Origin of the sequence: Microcystis aeruginosa NIES-843 (assembly GCF_000010625.1) — a bacterium.
GTDB lineage: Bacteria > Cyanobacteriota > Cyanobacteriia > Cyanobacteriales > Microcystaceae > Microcystis > Microcystis aeruginosa.
In genome coordinates this window covers 1934063-1952758 of the sequence record NC_010296.1, presented here as the reverse complement: position 1 = coordinate 1952758, position 18696 = coordinate 1934063, and the positions used below count along the sequence as shown (strand labels likewise).

The 18696-nt window shown below is 43.9% G+C and carries 16 protein-coding genes; 9 read left to right on the top strand and 7 right to left on the bottom strand.

The window, feature by feature from the left end; translation table 11 throughout:
- The first annotated feature begins 77 nt into the window (after positions 1-77).
- On the top strand, positions 78-884 hold the full coding sequence (locus MAE_RS09480; RefSeq protein ID WP_012265381.1) for a hypothetical protein: 807 nt from the start codon (positions 78-80) through the stop codon (positions 882-884).
- A 183-nt stretch (positions 885-1067) separates the two neighbouring features.
- Here MAE_RS09480 and MAE_RS09475 read toward each other — a convergent pair whose 3' ends face one another.
- The 3 genes from MAE_RS09475 to psb32 form a co-directional block, all read right to left on the bottom strand.
- Entirely contained in the window at positions 1068-1886 is an 819-nt protein-coding gene (locus MAE_RS09475) for a transglutaminase-like domain-containing protein (protein ID WP_012265380.1), read from the bottom strand.
- Positions 1887-2328: 442 nt separating this feature from the next.
- Positions 2329-2928, bottom strand: a complete 600-nt coding sequence (locus MAE_RS09470; protein WP_012265379.1) for a hypothetical protein — start codon at positions 2926-2928, stop codon at positions 2329-2331.
- A gap of 232 nt (positions 2929-3160) precedes the next feature.
- Positions 3161-3844 carry a photosystem II repair protein Psb32 gene (gene psb32, locus MAE_RS09465; RefSeq protein ID WP_012265378.1) on the bottom strand — a complete coding sequence of 228 codons (684 nt, stop codon included), beginning with the start codon at positions 3842-3844 and terminating at the stop codon, positions 3161-3163.
- A gap of 213 nt (positions 3845-4057) precedes the next feature.
- Here psb32 and MAE_RS09460 point away from each other — a divergent pair, with 213 nt between their 5' ends.
- The 7 genes from MAE_RS09460 (at position 4058) to mutS (ending at position 13967) form a co-directional block, all read left to right on the top strand.
- Positions 4058-6067 carry an ATP-binding protein gene (locus MAE_RS09460; RefSeq protein ID WP_012265377.1) on the top strand — a complete coding sequence of 670 codons (2010 nt, stop codon included), beginning with the start codon at positions 4058-4060 and terminating at the stop codon, positions 6065-6067.
- 74 nt (positions 6068-6141) lie between these two features.
- Positions 6142-6603 (top strand): hypothetical protein, encoded by a 462-nt coding sequence (locus MAE_RS09455; protein WP_012265376.1) that lies wholly within the window; start codon positions 6142-6144, stop codon positions 6601-6603.
- Positions 6600-7241 (top strand): hypothetical protein, encoded by a 642-nt coding sequence (locus tag MAE_RS09450; RefSeq protein ID WP_012265375.1) that lies wholly within the window; start codon positions 6600-6602, stop codon positions 7239-7241. Before MAE_RS09455 ends, MAE_RS09450 begins: the two co-directional genes overlap by 4 nt.
- Positions 7242-7299: 58 nt before the next feature.
- Positions 7300-9264: a single-stranded-DNA-specific exonuclease RecJ gene (recJ, locus tag MAE_RS09445; protein ID WP_012265374.1), complete on the top strand. Its 1965-nt coding sequence runs from the start codon at positions 7300-7302 to the stop codon at positions 9262-9264.
- Between the two features lie 27 nt (positions 9265-9291).
- Positions 9292-10431, top strand: a complete 1140-nt coding sequence (gene proB / locus MAE_RS09440) for a glutamate 5-kinase (protein ID WP_012265373.1) — start codon at positions 9292-9294, stop codon at positions 10429-10431.
- 98 nt (positions 10432-10529) lie between these two features.
- The gene (gene apcB, locus MAE_RS09435) at positions 10530-11123 is read left to right on the top strand and encodes an allophycocyanin subunit beta (protein WP_004266814.1); all 594 of its coding nucleotides are present in this window, start codon (positions 10530-10532) and stop codon (positions 11121-11123) included.
- Between the two features lie 195 nt (positions 11124-11318).
- A complete protein-coding gene (gene mutS, locus MAE_RS09430) occupies positions 11319-13967 on the top strand; it encodes a DNA mismatch repair protein MutS (RefSeq protein ID WP_012265372.1) in 2649 nt (882 codons plus the stop codon).
- A gap of 290 nt (positions 13968-14257) precedes the next feature.
- Here mutS and MAE_RS09425 read toward each other — a convergent pair whose 3' ends face one another.
- Together MAE_RS09425 and trmFO are read right to left on the bottom strand one after the other, a co-directional pair.
- Positions 14258-14755 carry a 2TM domain-containing protein gene (locus MAE_RS09425; protein WP_012265371.1) on the bottom strand — a complete coding sequence of 166 codons (498 nt, stop codon included), beginning with the start codon at positions 14753-14755 and terminating at the stop codon, positions 14258-14260.
- A 61-nt stretch (positions 14756-14816) separates the two neighbouring features.
- The gene (gene trmFO / locus MAE_RS09420) at positions 14817-16154 is read right to left on the bottom strand and encodes an FADH(2)-oxidizing methylenetetrahydrofolate--tRNA-(uracil(54)-C(5))-methyltransferase TrmFO (protein WP_012265370.1); all 1338 of its coding nucleotides are present in this window, start codon (positions 16152-16154) and stop codon (positions 14817-14819) included.
- A 241-nt stretch (positions 16155-16395) separates the two neighbouring features.
- On the opposite strand from trmFO, the gene MAE_RS09415 reads away from it, so the two are divergent.
- Positions 16396-16674 (top strand): hypothetical protein, encoded by a 279-nt coding sequence (locus MAE_RS09415; RefSeq protein ID WP_002736942.1) that lies wholly within the window; start codon positions 16396-16398, stop codon positions 16672-16674.
- Between the two features lie 64 nt (positions 16675-16738).
- Here MAE_RS09415 and MAE_RS34045 read toward each other — a convergent pair whose 3' ends face one another.
- Together MAE_RS34045 and MAE_RS09410 are read right to left on the bottom strand one after the other, a co-directional pair.
- Positions 16739-16876 (bottom strand): hypothetical protein, encoded by a 138-nt coding sequence (locus MAE_RS34045; protein ID WP_173351069.1) that lies wholly within the window; start codon positions 16874-16876, stop codon positions 16739-16741.
- 135 nt (positions 16877-17011) lie between these two features.
- Positions 17012-18091 carry a PIN/TRAM domain-containing protein gene (locus MAE_RS09410; protein ID WP_012265369.1) on the bottom strand — a complete coding sequence of 360 codons (1080 nt, stop codon included), beginning with the start codon at positions 18089-18091 and terminating at the stop codon, positions 17012-17014.
- Positions 18092-18696: the final 605 nt, after the last annotated feature.

Here is an 18696-nt window from a genome sequence, read left to right as displayed (position 1 = left end):
CGAGAGAGGGGAAATTCAGCCCTAGAATGAAATAATCTACCATAGTTATTGATCGATCCTTACACAAACTATCACTAATGCGTAACTTGAACACGATCCCCGATAAATTTTTTCGTCAATCCCTCAATTTTTCCCTATCGTTGCTGTTAGGTTTGGGGTTAACTTTCACCCTCGCTACCGGTTTGCGGGCCGAAAAGCCAGAAACTGCTCCGGCTAATTTAAAAACGCTTATCTCCAAAATCGAAACGGCGGCTAATGAGCGAGATCTCAAGCAATTAATGGAGTTTTATAGCCCGAAATTTACTAACTCCGATGGCTTGAACTACGAAAAAACTAAAAAGGCTTTAACTCATTTTTGGGAACGTTATAACAATCTAGAATACACCACTACTCTCGAATCTTGGAGTCGTTCCGGGGACAAGTTAACGGCCAATACAATTACTAAAATTACCGGGACGGGAAAGGTGCAGGGACGAGTGGTGGGAATGAATGCTACGATTCGTTCTCGTCAACAATTTCAAGGGAATAAACTGGTTTATCAGGAGATTTTAAGCGAGAGAGTCGAGTTAAGCACCGGCAAAAATCCCCCCAGTATTCAAGTGAGAATTCCCGAAAGGGTGAAAGTGGGTCAAGAATTTGATTTTGATGTGATTGTCCGCGAACCTTTGGGGGATGATTTATTGGCCGGAACGGCGATCGATGAGAAAGTAGATATTGATCGTTATATTAATACAAAGCCTCTAGAATTGGAATTATTACAGTCCGGCGGTTTATTTAAGCGGGTAAAAGCGCCGGCAACACCGGAAAATCGCTGGTTATCGGCGATTTTAATTCAAGGCGATGGGATTGTTGTCGTTACTCAACGGGTTAAGGTAGAAAAGTAATTTTTATCTGGGTGTTGCGGCAAAAAGCTTGTTGGTGGGGTGTGGGGTGTAGGGTGTGGGGTGTAGGGTTTTATTCCCCCCGTTCACTCCAATGGCTGGCACTTTCAGGCAATTTAATCCTTATTTTTGCCGTTTTTGAACCCTCAAAAATTAATTATGCAAGAGGTTTAATAAATACTCTGATTAAGCATAGAGGTGGGAAACATCGCTCGTCCATACTTTAAATTTTGTTAAATTTACTTGACCAAAAGAAGTTGTTAGGGAAGCATCGACGGCATCTAAGCCGCGAGTCATTAAAATCCGCCCGATTCTGGGGGTGTTATGACGAGCATCAAAGGTGTACCATTGATGGTCTAAATAAACTTCAAACCAAGCACTAAAATCCATCGGTAGAGGTTGGGGAGAAATACCGATATCTCCGAGATAGCCGGAGGCATAACGGGCAGGAATATTTAGGCAACGGCAAAAAGTCAAAGCTAGATGGTTAAAATCGCGACAAACCCCCGTTCTTTCCCGATAGACATCATAGGCGGTTTTCGTCACCCGCGCGTATTCGTAACCAAAACGAATGTGACTATGAACCCAATCACAAACCGCTTGTACCCTTGCCCAACCGGGGGGAGTTTGTCCGAAAAGTTCCCAGGCAATTTCCGCAAGCAAATCTACTTCGCAATAACGGCTACTCATTAGGTAGGGAAAAACTTGGGTTGGTAACTCTGCTAAAGGAATTTCTTGGGCATTCCAATTAACGATATCGGGTTTCCATTCATTCTCGATAACTGCTTCATTGTGAATGCGGATCTGTCCCGCGGGTAAAATTAGACGACTGGTTCGATTACCGAAGCTATCTAAAAATTCTTCTATTTTTGTTGCCGGTTCCACCTGCAAGTTTTCCGATTGTCTAACTTGAGCTAAAATTGAGGGGTGTAGATAAAGTTTTAACAACATAACCACGGGTAAGGGGGCATCAAAGCCAAATTCATAACCAACACGGATTAACATTAGGACTCCTATCTAGATAGCAATTTTGTCGGGATTTGTCGGGATGAAACGCCAATAATCGCCAGACTGAAAAAAGTTAGGCCCGACTACTTAGGGGCTGCTGAAAAAGTTTTTCGTGGGGGCAGGGTGTGGGGTGTGGGGTGTGGGGTGTGGGGTTTTACCCATTTTCAGGTGGTCAATTACCTAATTTTCAGGGAAAAAATCCCTAAATTTTCCCCCCAATCACTCCAATGGTAGGCACTTTTTCAGGGAAAAAAAGTCTAAAAGCCTTATCCAACAAGGTTTTTAGATTTATTCAGCAAACCCTACTTAGTTAAAAGTTTGAGAATAAAGTAATAGCCAAGCTGAAACCCGATAAGCTTTGTACAGAGTTACTTTTATTATAAACTGCTTCAAATAAAAGCTTTGTAACTTTGAAGACAAGCCATCGGGAGGATTAGCTCTATCGAAAAGAGTCTGGGGTGGATGGTTCCTCTAATAGACGGATTTCAATGGGGATGTAGGCCAGTTTAGCAAAAATCTTTTGTTGATAACTGACAGGCCACCATTCGTAAAGAAAAATTTCTAAAGGTCGCCAGAGGGCCACCCAACCACTAATTAATAATCCTTCTTCTAAGAAGTGAATAAATGTATCGGTGCCAAAACGACCAATTAATTCGCTGAGACTCAAACAAACAAAAAGAAAGGAGAGACCAATTAGCAAAGATATGCGTCCCTGTCGCCAAATTGTGCGTAATTTTCTTTGTTCTCCCTGTTGGCGATAGTCAAAATAATTATGTAAAGCTGAGGGTAACAGATGTCGGGCGGTATTCTGTTCGTTACTGGGAAGATAAAAGACTAATTTAAGGGGGGTATTTAGGGGGAATTCATCCACAGAGTTAATAATATAGTTTTCGGCGTTATCGTCTAAATCTCTATCTAAAAATGGCGAAGGATCGAGAGAATTAAAGACTTGCTGTAACTGATTAAGTTTAATTTCAATTAAGTAAGTTCCTTCCTCCTCTCGATAATAGGATTGTAATTTATTTACCAGTCTAGACATTAGTTATTAAGGTTAAGCAAATGTGGTGAACTGACACAACTAAAATCTACTAAGTAGGTAGGCACAATTATTTGTAGGGCGTTGGGTTTCATGCTTCAACCCAACCTACGTTCATCTTATATTTAATTCCACCCACCCACTTAGAAGTTACTTCATCTTGCTCATACAGGCTGAGAATTGAGCTATCTGTGGGAATATTTTAGCTGTATCAGTCCCAGATCATTAATTTAATTTAGCGACCAAAACCAGCGTACCAAAAATAGGTAACCATGGGGATTACTGTGGCTAAAACCAGTAAAACTATCACCCAAATCGTGGCATTTTTATCGTCAGTTTCTTCTGCGGTAGTAAAGGTACTTTCGATATTAATTGTCGCTACTTCCGGCGGTCCGGTATCCGCTTCTCCAGAAAGTACCGCCGTTAGACGACGACTAGCATCGAGTAAAGCTTGATTATATTTTCCCCCATCTTTGAGGGGAACTGCCATAGTTTCCGAGAGGATACTATCAGCAATAGCATCGGTTAATAGGGGTTTTGCTTCCTCCCCAACCCGAATAGCAGTTTTATTGGTTAAAGTATCAAGGACGATGATAGTTTGATTGGCACGATCTTCGGAGTTAGGATACCATTCTCTCAGGATATCATCGGCTAAATTGTCAATTTTTTGACCGTAATCCAAGCGCCGGACTACTACCATTCTCACTTCCTGGCCGGTTTTTTCGGCGAGATTTTTCAGGTCTTTATTTAATTTTCCCTCGTTAGCGGCACTAATGGCCGCAACGGGATCGACTACATAAGTGGGCGCTCCGGGGCTTAAAATAGGGAGGTCATAGACTCCCATGGCAGCAGCCGGTGACAGGGAAACACCCAAGGCTATACAGCAGGAGAGAAGGAGAGAAGCTAATAATTTGAGCATATTGATTCGGTAAAATTCCTATAGAACATAATAGGGGAAAAGTTTACTGTTTTTTGAGTCGGGAGACGGGAGACGGGAGACGGGGTGATGGGGAAGTGGGGAAGTGGGGTGATGGGGAAATTCAACTAAAACCCTAAAACCCTAAAACCCTACAACCCTACAACCCCAACACCCAAACCCTTTTAACTGATAACTGATAACTGATAACTGATTATGAGTGATTTTGAGGAACTAGAGTCTAAAAAACGGGAAAAAGCCCTAGAAATGCAGGCCCATCGCGATAATTTGCTCTCACGGGTGACAAGATTACTAATTTCTCAAGATATCCACTTGGCGATCGATCATACCCTAGAACTGCTCTGTCAATTTACCCAGAGTGCGCGCTGTTACATTATTCAATATTCCACCTGTCGTCAGCAGTGGAGTATGGTTTATGAATACTGTCACCCCGACTATCCGCAGGTTATCCCGATTCGGGAACAATCACAAAATCTCTCAACGGAAACCTTTCCTTGGTTTTCTGAACAATTATTAAACGGTATTCCAGTTAAACTGAACTCTTTAGACGATTTACCCGCTACTGCTATCCCTGAAAGAGCTATTCTCGCTAATAGTTCTACTCCCTGTCTCTTAATCGTTCCCATGTGGGATAGTTGTGGGGTAACGGTGGGTTATCTGGGATTGGATGCAAGTGCAGAAAAGCAATGGACAAGGGAAGATGTCACCTTTGTGCGGTTGGTGGGAGAATTAATTGCGATCGCAGAAAGTAGATATGAAGCGGAAAAAGAATTAAAAGAGGCTAAAGAAGCGGCAGTTAAGGCAAATAAAGCTAAAAGTGAGTTTCTAGCTAACATGAGCCACGAATTACGCACTCCTCTTAATGCTATCTTGGGTTTTACTCGCTTAATATCCCGGGATAGCAGCATCAGCAGTGAATATCGGCAATATTTGGAAATTGTCAATCGTAGCGGAGAACATTTATTAGAGTTAATCAACGATATTCTAGAAATGTCGAAGATAGAAGCGGGAAGAACGGTTTTTAATCCTAGTAATTTCGATTTATACGCTCTTTTAGATAATATTGCCGAAATGCTACGCTCACAAGCGCAGGCAAAAGCTTTAAGCTTAATTTTTGATCGCAGCTCCGATCTGCCTCAATATATATGTACTGATGAAAGTAAATTGCGACAGGTGTTAATCAATCTCTTGGGTAACGGATTGAAGTTTACTGAGTCGGGAGGGGTGACTCTCCGGGTAAAATTAGGGGAGAAAAGAGAAGATGATCAGCGATTGCTCTGGGAAATTGAAGATACAGGACTAGGAATCGCTCCAGAGGAGATTTATAAGCTATTTCAACCCTTTAACCAAACGGAAACGGGACGAAAATCCCAACAGGGGACAGGATTGGGTTTACCTATCAGTAAAAAATTTGTTGAGTTGATGGGAGGTGCGATCGGAGTTAGTAGTATTCTGGGTCAAGGAAGTATTTTTAGTTTTGATATTCAGGTGGGTTTGGTGGGAGAAAATGAGATTAAAACCGAAACCAATAGGGCAAAAGTTATCGCTTTAGCGGAAAATCAGCCTAAATATCGCATATTAGTCGTCGATGATCGACCGGAAAGCCGTTTGCTGTTGCTGAAACTCCTGACTACCCTAGGATTATCCGTGCAAGAGGCCGCTAATGGTCAAGAAGCGATCGCAATTTGGCAAGCATGGCAACCTCATCTTATCTGGATGGACATGAGAATGCCGGTGAAGGACGGTTACGAAGCAACTAGGGAAATTCGGCAGTTAGAGGCTGATAATCGCGGAAAAACGGTGATAATTGCCCTAACTGCCAGTGCTTTTGAAGAGGATCGCGCCTTGGTTATTGCCGCCGGTTGTGATGATTTCGTGCGTAAACCTTTCCGAGAGGAAGTTATCTGGCAAAAAATGAGCGAATATCTAGGATTAAAATATATTTATGCCGATAATGAGCCAAATCAACCCAATTATTCGCCAGTTTTCCTCGATTCCCTGCAATCCCTATTAAAATTAATCAGTCCCGACTGGATTAGACAATTGCAACAAGCGGCGCGAGAATGTGATGATGAAAAAATTATCGCCCTAACCGCAGAAATTCCCCCCGATTATGCTACCCTTGCCCAAGGTTTACAACAGTTAGCCAGAGAATTTTCCTTTGATGCGATCGAAACCATCATTAGAGATTTAAACATATCTTAAGAGAGTATTTTATCTAGATCTCAAAAACGTGATATTCTAAAGGCATAAATCCCTAAATATGACAATTTTAAAGGATGAAACTGTTAAAAATGCTCATCGGTACTTGGTTAATACTACCGATTTTTTCCGTTCATGCTCAAGTCCCCTCGCTTCCCCCAATTAAGCAAAATTCCCCCAATCTTGGTGATCTACCCAATGATCCCACCCAGCAGAAAAATTGGCTTTGTACCCAAGGAGATCAACGCATTGCCGTGGCTGCCAAAGAAGAGAAAGGTTGGAAAGAATTAATTGAAAAACAAGGTTGGCAATGTCGTGAGGGAAATACCGACATACCCGATAAAACTCTCGGCTTTTCCTGTGAACCAGAACAAACCCTCGGCCTCTTGACAGTTTACTGGTTAAATGGTAGTAATGGTCAACAACAATTAAGCCAATGGCGAGATAAATTAGCAGCACAACAGGGGATGGTTTGTACCATTAATAACGTGCAGTTATTCGATACTCAAGAAAATATACCCAACCCATCAAAACCATGATTAAATTAGCAATTTTGCCTCAATCTATCCTCCTAGGTATCAGTTTACTATTAAATAATTCTCTGCCCTTACTTGCCCAATCTACACCCCTGAGCGTGGATAATTTAAGGAATACCGTCTATAACATTCCCAATCGGGGTTCCGTAATTGTCAGCGATGGTATTTTTCAATCCAATGAGGGAGAGATTTTAGGAGTGCAAGTCAGTCGAGAAGCTTTGATGGGGGACTATAATAATGATCAAAGGACTGATGGTATTGTCGTGTTAAGAGTGATTACCAGAGATCAACAGCAATTACATTACTTAGCCCTAGTGATCGATAATAACGGTACTGCCACTAACACCGATACTGTCCTGTTAGCCGATCGAGTAATTGTCGATAATCTGAGTGCTAAAGATGGTATGATCACCGTCAACATGAGAAGATTTCTCCCCCGGGATCCTTCCTGTTGTCCGTCGGGAGTCATTACCCAACAATTTGCGATTAATTCTAGTATTAATCAATTGACTTTACTGAGTACCAACGAAAGTCAACCCACCACCCCAAATGTGCAGGTAATACCCAGTTCTCCCCTGAGAATTAATAATAATAATCTCCCCTTTCAACCTCCTGCTGGGGCCATCCAAATCCGCTTTTAACCTTGTTTTTGGTGCGTTAGCACAGCGTAACGCACCCTACCTTTTTGTTTGAGAAAAAATGACCTACAAATATCCCATCCAACGCTGGTATATTGCCGCGACTAATCCCGAAAAAATTGCGGGGTTAGCGCGAGAAATGGGACTATCATCTTTATTAGCAACTATCTTAATTAATCGCGGTATTGATACCCCCGAATTAGCTAAAACTTATATAGATCCTGAAGCGGATACCTTACCCTCTCCCCTGGGAGAATTTCCCGACTTAGAAAAAAGTGTCAATTTATTAGTAAAAGCGATCGCTAGGGGCGATAAAATTGCTATCTGTGGGGACTACGATGCCGATGGCATGACCAGTACATCTTTACTGTTAAGAGCCTTGAGACATCTCGGTGCTAGGGTAAATCATGCCATACCCAGTCGCATGAAAGAGGGATACGGAATTAATCAGCGCATTGTCGAAGAATTTGCCGAGTCGGGAGTCGGATTGATTCTCACCGTTGATAATGGTATTTCCGCTCACGAACCGATCGCCCTAGCGATAGAATTAGGATTAAAAGTTATTATCACCGATCATCACGATCTGCCGCCAATTTTACCAAATGCCTCCGCTATTCTCAACCCAAAATTATTAACACCGAACTCTCCCTATCAGGGATTAGCGGGGGTGGGAGTCGCCTACATTTTAGCGGTGACAACTGCCCAAAAAATGGGTAAATTACAGGGATTAACCGAGTCATTATTAGCATTATTTACCCTAGGCACTATAGCAGATTTAGCTCCATTAATTGGGGTAAATCGTCGCTGGTTAAAACGGGGTTTAAGAAAATTACCCAAATCCCAATTAGTCGGGATTCAATCCCTCATGCAAATAGCGGGAATTAGCGAGGAACAAAAGCAATTACAACCGGATGATATTGGCTTTAAATTGGGACCGAGAATTAATGCCATTGGCAGAATCGGTGATCCCCAGATAGTTATTGAATTATTAACCACCGATGAGGCGGGAATTGCCTTAGAAAGAGCGATGCAGTGCGAACAAATTAATCGTACTCGTCAAGAATTGTGCGAAAAAATTGAAGAAGAAGCGATTAAATTAGTGGAAGAAACGCCGATTTTTTGGCAACAAGATCGAGTTTTAGTATTAGTCGAAAAAGATTGGCATCATGGGGTAATTGGTATTGTAGCTTCCCGTTTAGTGGAACGGTACGGAGTGCCGGTTTTTATTGGTACTTACGAGGAAGAAGATACGGGTAAAATTCGCGGATCTGCCAGAGGAATTGAAGAATTTCACGTTTTTGAAGCCCTGCAATTTTGCCAAGATTTACTAGGAAAATTTGGCGGTCATAAAATGGCGGGGGGTTTTAGTTTACCCACAGCTAATTTACTAGCATTTAAACAAAGATTAAGTCAATTTTCTCACAAAATTTTACAAATAGAACAATTAAAACCTTTAATTAAAATTGATACTATCCTCGACTTTAAACAAATAAACCTGCAACTTTTTCAACAAATTGATAGTTTACAACCCTGGGGAATTGGCAATGAATTACCCGTTTTTTGGACTCCTAACGTGCGGGTAGTGGAACAGAAAACTATCGGAAAAAATCATTTAAAATTATTGCTGGCTCAAAGCGATAATACCAGAATTAAAGCCCTAGCTTGGCGTTGGGGCGAATATTGTCCTTTACCAACGCGTTTAGATATTGCCTATAAACTCAAAGAAAATACCTGGAATGGCAATACAACCATAGAAATTGAATTAGTGGGAGTGCGATTACCCCAAGAAAATAATAATATTAAAAAAGCAATTTTTATGCACGCCGAAAAAATGTATCAATGTAGTTTTTGGGGTGATGTAAACGAGATTCGCATCAAAAATGAACAGGGCGATATTTTAGTCGTGCAGAAAGGGCAGCGCATTGGTTTATTAGGCAAAAATCGGCAACAAGCTAGAGAAGTCAACGTGACTGAACCCCGTTTTTATACTTTAATTAAAGTTGCCATCAAAGCTTTGGCTATCTAGCAACACCTCCCCAAAAGCACCTTGACGATGAACCAAACCATAGTGATCAAAATCGGTACTTCCAGTTTGACCGATAATGAAACCGGCCAATTATCCCTCTCCACGATCGCCGCTTTAGTGGAAGTCCTCACCCGGTTGCGCGCTGCCGGTCATCGGGTGGTATTAGTATCTTCCGGGGCCGTGGGGGTGGGCTGCCGTCGTCTGGGAATACAGGAAAGACCGAAAAAAATCGCCCTCAAACAAGCGATCGCCGCCGTCGGTCAAGGTCGTCTGATGCGGATCTATGATGACCTCTTTACCAGTCTTGGTCAACCGATCGCCCAAATTTTGCTGACCCGTCCCGAATTGATGGAACGCACCTGTTATGTCAACGCCTATAATACCTTTCAGGCTTTGTTTGAATTAGGGGTGATTGCCATTGTCAACGAAAATGATACGGTGGCGATCGATGAGTTAAAATTCGGCGATAATGACACTTTATCAGCCCTTGTAGCCAGTTTAATCGAGGCTGACTGGTTATTTATCCTCACCGATGTGGATCGCCTCTACAGTGCCGATCCGCGGCTATTTCCCGAAGCGGCGGCTATTGCCCGAGTTAGTCCCGCGGAATTAGCGCAACTATCGATCGATGCCGGTAGTAGTGGCAGTCAGTGGGGGACCGGGGGTATGGCGACTAAATTGGCGGCGGCCCGGATTGCCACCAGCGCCGGGGTAGAAATGGCGATTACTAGGGGACGGCAGCCCGGTAATATCTTAAAAATTATGGCAGGAGAGGCGATCGGAACCCGTTTTGAGGCCCAAAAACGCAGTGATAACGCCCGCAAACGCTGGATCGCCTACGGACTACTGCCCATGGGTAAAATCTATCTCGATGCTGGGGCGATTCAAGCCATTTGTCAGGGGGGAAAATCTCTCCTTGCGGCCGGAATCACCAAAGTGGAGGGGGAATTTAGCGCCTCGGAATCGGTGCAATTGTGCGATCAAGAAGGCCGGGAATTGGCCAGGGGAATTGTTAATTATAGTAGTGAGGAGATCGATCGAGTGAAAGGTCAACATTCCGAGCGTATTGCCAGTTTATTAGGTTATATGGCCGCAGAAACCATCATTCATCGGGATAATCTCGTCATTTTGAGTGCCTCGTCCACCACCTCGACTAATAAAGGATAATTCCGCCACCCAGCGCCGGTCCAGCCAATGCCTTAAATGTAAAGAAATGTCTCAAAAAAACAACAAATTGTTAGACAAGCAAGAGAGTTAGACTAGGGATGTCCCCCGAAGTTCAACCCTGTGAGATTATAAATAAAGCGAAACTCAAAAATGTCTTTATTGCTGTTGGGAGAAACTTAATAATGCGAGACGCGGTAACTAGCCTGATTAGAAAATACGATGTCACCGGACGTTATCTCGATCGAGATGCGATCGATAATCTTAAACAATATTTTGCCTCGGGAACTGCCCGTCTAGCTGCCGCCGCCCTCATTAACGCTAATTCGGCGGCGCTCGTGCGTGGGGCGGCGATTCGTCTATTTGAAGAAGTTCCCGAATTGATCCGCGCCGGGGGTAATGCCTACACCACCCGTCGTTATTCTGCCTGTCTGCGGGATATGGATTACTATCTCCGCTATGCCAGTTATGCGCTGGTGGCTGCCGATACTAATGTTCTAGATGAACGGGTACTGCAAGGACTACGGGAAACCTATAATTCCCTCGGTGTTCCCATCGGTCCGACGGTGCGCGGTATCCAAATCATGAGCGAAATGATTCAAACCATGGCTACTGAGGCGGGTATTGCCGACACCTCTTTGATCGCTGAACCCTTTGATCATCTCACTCGCGAATTAAGCGAAGTGTCTATCTAATATTGAACGAACCTGCGTCAGTCCCCACTCTCAGCCTAGGGGAGTGGGGAAGGTACAGGAAGGGGAACCATTAAGTGGTTCTCCTGGTGCGGAAGTCTGAGGCAACCGCCATCGACGAAGAAGCGTCAGAAACTTCCCACTCAGCCAAGGGGTGGGGAACAGTTGATTAAAACATTGTCCAGCTTTCTTTGACCCATGACTCTCCCCTCGGATTTTCCCCTAGAACCACCGGCTACCAATAAAGATCCCCATCGTGATTATCGCGGACTCGATCGCAGTAAACTCACCCCCATGTATCAGCATTATGTGGAGGTAAAAGAAACCTATCCCAATGCTCTTTTACTCTATCGTGTGGGCGATTTTTTCGAGTGTTTCTTTCAGGATGCGGTGATTATCTCCAGAGAATTAGAATTAGTTCTCACCAGCAAGGAAGGGGGTAAAGGTATTGGGAGAGTCGCCATGACTGGAGTTCCCCACCACGCCCTAGAGCGTTATAGTCGTTTATTGGTGGAAAAAGGCTATGCAGTGGCGATTTGTGACCAAGTAGAGGATTCAACGGAAGCAGCCGCCGAAAAACGACTCGTAGAACGCGCTATCACCAAACTGCTCACCCCCGGAACCCTCACCGATGAGGGAATGTTAAACGCAAAAAAGAATAATTTTCTGGCCGCTGTGGTGATCACCGGAGAAAATTGGGGATTAGCATATTCAGATATCTCCACCGGAGAATTCTACACCACCCAAGCCAGCGATTTAACGGCTTTAAGCCTAGAATTAAGCCGTTTACAGCCCTCAGAAATCCTTTTTCCCATCAATGCCCCCGATTTAAACCGTATTTTGCGCCCTGGGGAAAAATCTGACCATCTCCCCCCCTGTTTACCCGATAGTTTTTGTTATTCTCTCCGTCCCCAAACTATCTTTACTCTCACAGAGGCGAAAAATCGTCTCCTAATCACCTATAAAATGCGTTCCCTAGAGGGTATGGGCTGCGAACATTTACCCCTCGCTATTCGCGCAGCCGGAGGCCTCTTAGAATACATTGAAGATACCCAAAAAGCCAATCAAGTCCCCCTACAACCTTTAAAAACCTACTCTATCTCCGAATTTTTGATTTTAGATGGGCAAACCCGTCGTAACCTTGAAATTACCCAAACGGTGCGCGATGGTAGCTTCTATGGTTCTCTATTATGGGCGATTGATCGCACTTGTACAGCCATGGGTAGTCGCGCTTTACGTCGTTGGTTATTGCAACCTCTCTTAGATTCTCGCGGTATTCGCGCCCGTCAAGATACTATCCAAGAGTTAAAGGATAATCCCGCCCTGCGCCAAGATATTCGGCAAAAATTAAGGGAAATCTACGATATAGAACGTTTAAGCGGTCGCGTTGGCGCAGGAACGGCTAACGCCCGCGATTTACTTTCCCTAGCGGCATCTTTAGTCAAATTAGCCGATTTAGCGGCTTTGGTCGCTTCGGGAAATTCGCCCTATTTGAAAGCTTTACAGCAAATTCCCGCCGATTTAGAAAAATTAGGCCAGCAGGTGATAGCGCATCTGGTGGAATCTCCCCCGCTGCATCTGAAGGAAGGGGGGGTGATTCGCGAGGGAATTGATGCCCAATTGGATGCCCTACGGCGCGACTATCAGGAAGTAATCGATTGGTTTAAGAATCTGGAGACGACAGAGAAAGAAAGAACGGGTATTAGTAATCTTAAGGTTAGTTATAACAAAACTTTCGGTTATTATATCAGTTTACCCCGCAGTAAAGCTGATTTCGCCCCAAAAGATTATGTGCGTAAGCAAACTTTAGTCAATGAGGAACGTTATATCACCACCGAGTTAAAGGAGAAAGAAAATATAATTCTGACGGCAGTAGATGAATTAAATAAGTTAGAATACGAGATTTTTAGCGATTTACGCCGTCAAGTGGCCGAATTTTCCCCAGAAATTCGGGAAGTGGCCACAAAAGTCGCCGCTTTAGATGTGTTGGCAGCATTGGCAGAAATCGCCGTTTATCAGGGATATTGTCGCCCAGAAATCGCCGATGGTCGTCTTATCGATATTAAAGATGGTCGTCATCCCGTGGTGGAACAATCCCTTGGGGCTGGCTTTTTTGTGCCGAATTCGATTAATTTGGGCAATCAGGAGGGTTTAGAATACCCCGACTTGATTATTCTCACCGGTCCCAATGCTAGTGGCAAAAGTTGTTATCTGCGACAGGTGGGATTAATTCAATTGTTGGCCCAAACCGGCAGTTTTGTCCCAGCAAAGTCGGCCAAAATCTCCATCTGCGATCGCATTTTCACCCGGGTGGGGGCTGTGGATGACCTCGCTACGGGCCAATCCACCTTTATGGTGGAAATGAACGAAACCGCCAATATTCTCAATCACGCCACGGACAGATCATTAGTATTACTAGACGAAATTGGCCGGGGGACAGCCACCTTTGACGGTTTATCCATAGCTTGGTCTGTGGCGGAGTATTTAGCCACGGTACTGCAATCGCGGACGATTTTCGCCACTCACTACCACGAACTAAACGAATTAGCTTCAATTTTAGAGAATGTGGCTAATTATCAGGTAACAGTCAAAGAATTACCCCATGAGATAGTATTTTTGCACCAAGTACGACCGGGAGGTGCGGATAAATCCTATGGTATCGAAGCGGGGAGATTAGCCGGTTTACCAACTTCTGTGATCGATCGTGCCATGCAGGTGATGGGTCAAATCGAAAAACATAGTAAAATTGCGATCGGTTTGCGTCAGGGAATTAAGAAAATTAAACCAGTTAAGTCGGATAATTCCCCCTCTCTGCAGCAGTTAGATATTTTTGATGACAGTAAGTAGGTATGTGTTAAAAATTATCAGAAACCCCCCTTATCAAGGGTAGATCCCCCCGCCTATCGGCACCCCCCTTATCAAGGGGGGCAGGGGGGATCAGGCACCCCCCTTATCAAGGGTAGATCCCCCCGCCTATCGGCACCCCCCTTATCAAGGGGGGCAGGGGGGATCGAACCTAAAATTCATTTTTAATTTAATTATAACCAGCTACTTAAGTAGTTGTGAAAAGCCCAACTTTGTGTCCTTTGTGTCTCTGTGGTTCACAAAAACAAAAAAGGCTTAATTTGGCAACACTATTAAAACTGTAAAAACTTTTTAACTTGTGTCCAAAGATTGGTAAAAGACTCTTTCATTTCCTCTTTAATTTTCCAGCGTTTAAATGCCTCTTCGTAGGCAATTCCTTGATTTTGAAAAGTTTTCCAAGCCGAGAGAGAAAGAGGTAAACCCATCAGCAAAAGCAGATAAATTGCCCAAGAAATTGTTCCCGCACTAATTAAATTAATGATAATAAAAAAACTATTAATAATCAGATAGCGAACGGTTTTATTTTTTAGCTCCTCGCGACGAAAGCGATCGAATTCTTGCCGTTTATAACTGACCATTTTTGACTCTTGCCAGTCCTTTTCCGCCGCTTCTAAGTCTTTAACTTCAATAGCTAAATCGTCGGCAATTTCTAACAACTGTTGACGGGTAATTTCTCCCTTATCCCCTTGACGGGAGATAGCCAAATAGAGAATTTCCTGCACATCCTCTTGACTGTAGGATTGGGGAGGGAAAAAATCGGGGTTTGGCATAGCGATAGAGAAAGAAATAGTTTCCTTCTCTATTATGGGCGATCGATTTAGCGATTGACAGTTAGACGAGACAGGGAGTTTTTAACTGATTCATCCATGCTTCTAAATCCTGCAAAGAGCGATCGGCATATTGACCGTAACGTTCCCGTTTATTGCGGATTTTTCTGGTAAAATTCGGCAAAATGCCAAAATTTGGTGGCATCGGTTGAAAATGTTTCGGTTCGGCACTGCTGATAAACTCAAATAATGACCCCATCATCGTTGTGGTTGGCAATGTCACCGTTTCTAATCCTAAAGCTAAACGAGCGGCATTAGTTCCCGCTAACCATCCCCCAGCAGCCGCAGCCGTATAGCCTTCCGTGCCGATTAACTGTCCTGCCGCTAATAGCGTCGGTCGCGATTTAAACTGGAGACTGGAGGATAATAACTGGGGAGAATTAATAAAGGTGTTTTTGTGCATCACCCCCATGCGGACAAATTCGGCCTTTTCTAACCCCGGAATCAGACGGAAAACCCGTGTTTGTTCACCCCATTTTAAATTAGTTTGAAATCCCACCATATTCCACAATTGCCCCGCTTTATCTTCCATTCGCAACTGTATAACTGCGTAGGGACGTTGATCCGGATATCTGGGATCCGCTAATCCCACCGGTTTCAGGGGACCAAAACGCATGGTATCCTCTCCCCGACTGGCTAATTCTTCGATTGGCAGACAAGCCTCGAAAAATTTGGCATTTTCTCGCTCAAAATCCTTTAATTCTGCTTGTTCTGCCTGTTTTAGTTCTTGCCAGAAGTGCAGGTATTGTTCCCGATCCATAGGACAATTGAGATAGGCGGCCTCACCTTTATCGTAACGGGAGGCCAGAAAAGCGATCGATCGATCGATCGATTCCCCTAGAATAATCGGACTAGCGGCATCAAAAAAGCTCAGATAGTCCAGGCCGGCAAAATTTTGCAGATCTGCGGCCAAAGCAGCACTGGTTAACGGTCCAGTGGTTAAAACGACGATACCATCCCGGGGAATTTCCGTGATCTCCTGACGTTTTAAGGTGACTAGAGGGTGGTTAGCCAAGATTTCCGTCAAATTTCGACTAAAGACCCCTCGATCGACCGCTAAAGCCCCTCCTGCGGGGACACTGTGCTGATCGGCCTGGGCAATAACTAGAGAATTTAAGCGTCGTAATTCTTCATGGAGTAACCCGGTGGCGCGATCCACCGCCATGGCACCAAAGGAGTTACTACAGACTAATTCGGCTAAAAATTGGCTATGGTGGGCGGGACTAGAGCGAATTGGGCGCATTTCGTGCAGGATCACGGGAATACCTGCTTGGGCTATCTGCCACGCCGCCTCAGTCCCCGCTAATCCTCCACCAATTACATGAATAGGGCGATCGATCATAGTTGGGAGAAAATGGCTAGAGTAGGATTATTTTAGCGTCAGTTCCGAGTCACCAAAAAATAGGGCCAGCCTAGGGCGATCGCATAAAGATTGGGGCTGATCGCAAACTCAGGTTATAATCAAGGAAGGGATAGAATATTATATTTTATCTCGTCACGGTTTTTGCTTTCGAGAAGGTGGCAACACCGCCCCACTTTCTCACCATCTCCTTCCAGATGGGCTAGTTAGCGGTTTGACTTCTATGAACACCAATTATCTTGAAGAATACCAAAAATACCTAGCCGAATGGCAGAAAATGCTTCTGTCCGCTTGGGGTAATGGTCTTCCCACGACTACACCAGTGTTTGAGTTTCCAGAAACTTTGGTTAAATCCCTCGAATATCAACAAGAATGGGTGAAATCCTATCTAACCGCCCAAGAAACCGCCACCAAAGTTGCCCTCGATAGTCAGAAACAATTCTGGGATAGTTATTTCGGTTTTGCTCGTCAGTCCATGGCTGTAATCAATAAACCAGCCTAATTAGATATAAATTGGCTAGATAGGGTTTGCTGAATAAATCTAAAAACCTTGTCCAACAAGGTTTTTAGACTTTTTTTCCCTCAAAAAGTGCCGACCTTTGGAGTGATTGGGGGGAAAATTCCTGGACTTTTTCCCTGAAAATTAGGTAATTGACCACCTGAAAATGGGTAAAACCCCACACCCCACACCCTACACCCCACACCCTGCCACCAGGAAAAACTTTTTTAGCAAACCCTAGATAGTTCGATTGGTGACTTAACTTCCCTTAAAAAATGAAATTCCTCAAATACAATCCCCTCTGGCTCTGTATTTGAGGCTTTTTTGGGTTTTATTACCTTTAGGCAATTAGGGAATTTTGGGGTTTAGCAAAAATCATCCGTCCGGCCGAGGTTTGCAGTGCAGATGTCACCACTACCCGCAATTCTCCCCCTAGATAATCTTTTCCTTCTTCTACCACCACCATCGTGCCATCTTCTAGATAACCAATGCCTTGGGTGGGTTCTTTTCCTGCTTTGAGAATTTTTAGATCCAAAGTATCCCCGGGCAAGTAGATCGGGCGTACTGCTTGGGCGAGATCGTTGACATTCAAGATGGTGACTTTTTGCAGATTGGCCACTTTACTGAGATTATAATCGTTAGTGAGCAAGGTGGCGTTAATTTCTTGGGCAAGATGGACTAATTTAGCATCTACGGTGCTAATATCCTCATAATCGGCCGGATGAATGATAATACGCTCGGGGAATTCTTGCTGCATCCGGTTTAGGATATCTAATCCTCGTCTTCCTCTGACTCGTTTTTGGTCGTTACTGCCATCCGCTAACTGTTGCAATTCCTGAAGGATAAATTGGGGGATTAGTATCTGTCCTTCGATAAATCCCGTGTCTAACAATTGTTCGATACGACCATCGATAATACAACTGGTGTCAACAACTTTGGTGGCGGCAGCTTGCAGGGTTCCCTCTGCCACTAGAATTGATTCCATACTATTGGGGTTAATCAGACGCAAAAAAGTGCGACCGTGGGTATCTGCTAAACTAACCCCCAGATAGGAAAACATAACACTGCCTAAAATGGCGATTATCGGCTTAACAAACGAGAATTCTCTGGGAATCGGTAGGAAGAAAATCGGAGCTAGGATCAGATTAGCAATTAACAAACCGATAACTAGACCGACGGAACGGGTTAAAATAACTTCGATCGGAGTTTGTCTTACTTGGGTTTCTAGACGACGATAGGTAGTTTGGGCAACTAAACCAAGAGCTAAACCAATAATTGAGGCAAAACCCGCCGATAACCAGCGTAAAGCTTCAATATTGCTGATTTGCGACTGGACAGCAACCGGCAGCAAGTCCACACCACTATAACCAATACTGGCAATAGCGAAGACGAATAGTAAAATTATGACTGCATCAAGCATGGGGATAATACCAGAGGGGATAGAGGGGAATGACGGTAGAAAATAATGAGTATGGATGCTTTTATATTATATCTGTGGGGTTCTCCTAATTTGTGTAGGGAAAGTTGCCTTCATTCTAGGAGATGTTCTCCCCAGCCATAATACATCTTAACGAAGATAAACGAAATCACAGTAGGATAAGGGAGTGGTTTGGCGGCAAAAAGCATATATGTCGCTCTTAGCCCATAAAAAGGCAGAAATTAGGGTAAAATAGCATTAATTTGAGTTTTTAGCCTTGGTTGTCTAGTCTAGATAGGCAGAATAGTTATTACAGGGTTTTTCATCTCAACCAAGTTCGATTTGTAGGGCATCCTTCTTGATTTTCCTGATAAGAATTTTTGTAAACAATGCAGTATAATTACTCATTGGCTCATTACAATGAAATTGTACATAGGTAGGTCGATGCGATCGAGTGTCAAACGCGATCAAGTGTGGAATGTCGGACATCTTGAAACCCTTTTGATTTCTGACTTCTAACCCTTTGTGTCCCGTTGACCTCCCTCAGGTCTGCCTACTGAGGGCGATTCTACGATAAATTCGAGATGGTGGATCGAGTCACGGTTAAG

Coding starts and splice junctions, on each gene's coding strand:
- MAE_RS09475 (WP_012265380.1), bottom strand. CDS start 1,886: ATGTTAATCCGTGTTGGTTATGAATTTGGCTTTGATGCCCCCTTACCC.
- proB (WP_012265373.1), top strand. CDS start 9,292: ATGAACCAAACCATAGTGATCAAAATCGGTACTTCCAGTTTGACCGAT.
- apcB (WP_004266814.1), top strand. CDS start 10,530: ATGTCCCCCGAAGTTCAACCCTGTGAGATTATAAATAAAGCGAAACTC.
- MAE_RS09415 (WP_002736942.1), top strand. CDS start 16,396: ATGAACACCAATTATCTTGAAGAATACCAAAAATACCTAGCCGAATGG.
- MAE_RS09480 (WP_012265381.1), top strand. CDS start 78: ATGCGTAACTTGAACACGATCCCCGATAAATTTTTTCGTCAATCCCTC.
- MAE_RS09425 (WP_012265371.1), bottom strand. CDS start 14,755: ATGCCAAACCCCGATTTTTTCCCTCCCCAATCCTACAGTCAAGAGGAT.
- MAE_RS09460 (WP_012265377.1), top strand. CDS start 4,058: ATGAGTGATTTTGAGGAACTAGAGTCTAAAAAACGGGAAAAAGCCCTA.
- MAE_RS09470 (WP_012265379.1), bottom strand. CDS start 2,928: ATGTCTAGACTGGTAAATAAATTACAATCCTATTATCGAGAGGAGGAA.
- MAE_RS09455 (WP_012265376.1), top strand. CDS start 6,142: ATGAAACTGTTAAAAATGCTCATCGGTACTTGGTTAATACTACCGATT.
- MAE_RS09450 (WP_012265375.1), top strand. CDS start 6,600: ATGATTAAATTAGCAATTTTGCCTCAATCTATCCTCCTAGGTATCAGT.
- trmFO (WP_012265370.1), bottom strand. CDS start 16,154: ATGATCGATCGCCCTATTCATGTAATTGGTGGAGGATTAGCGGGGACT.
- recJ (WP_012265374.1), top strand. CDS start 7,300: ATGACCTACAAATATCCCATCCAACGCTGGTATATTGCCGCGACTAAT.
- MAE_RS09410 (WP_012265369.1), bottom strand. CDS start 18,091: ATGCTTGATGCAGTCATAATTTTACTATTCGTCTTCGCTATTGCCAGT.
- psb32 (WP_012265378.1), bottom strand. CDS start 3,844: ATGCTCAAATTATTAGCTTCTCTCCTTCTCTCCTGCTGTATAGCCTTG.
- mutS (WP_012265372.1), top strand. CDS start 11,319: ATGACTCTCCCCTCGGATTTTCCCCTAGAACCACCGGCTACCAATAAA.